Raw genomic sequence first — 619 nt, 5'->3', positions numbered from 1 at the left:
CCCGCCGCCCCGGCCGCCACGTCACTCCCGGCCTCGGGCACCGGCCAAGCGGCACCCGCCCCGTGCCCGGCCGCCCCCGCGGCATCCCGGCCACCCGCGCCAGCACCCCGGCTTGGCGCACCCGCGGAATCGGCGCGCCCCGCCGTCAGCCCGGACGCCTCCGCGCCCCCGGCCGCACCGCCACCGGTCGCTCCGGCCACCACGTCACCCCCGGCCTCAGGCACCGGCCAGGCAGCGCCCGCGCCCTCAGCACCGGGCCCCGCGGCCCGGCCGGTCCGACCCTGCGCGTCCGTACCCTCGGCGGACCCAGCCCCGGCCTCCCGGCCGCCCGCGCCATGACCCCCGCCCGGCACACCGGCACCGGTCACTCCGGCCACCGCGTCACTCACGCTGTCACCCCCGGCCGTACCCGCGCCGGCGGACGACTCCGCACCGGCACCAAGGCCGGGCACACCCGCGCCCCCGGCGGCACCGCCACCGGTAGCCCCGCCCCCCACGCCGTCAGACACCGGCCAGGCACCCGCGCCCTCAGCACCGGGCCCCGCGGCCCGACCCTGCGCGTCCGTACCGTCGGCCGACCCCGCCGTATCCCGGCCCGACGCCGTGTCCTCGGCATCAG

At 82.2% G+C, this 619-nt stretch carries 1 pseudogene; it reads left to right on the top strand.

From position 1 onward, the window contains the following. Window positions 1–62: 62 nt before the first annotated feature. A pseudogene (locus tag SSOG_RS54905) lies at window positions 63–619 on the top strand (hypothetical protein); the annotation flags it as partial.

This window comes from Streptomyces himastatinicus ATCC 53653, assembly GCF_000158915.1.
Taxonomy (GTDB): Bacteria; Actinomycetota; Actinomycetes; order Streptomycetales; family Streptomycetaceae; genus Streptomyces; species Streptomyces himastatinicus.
This window is presented reverse-complemented; position numbering and strand designations above follow the sequence as displayed.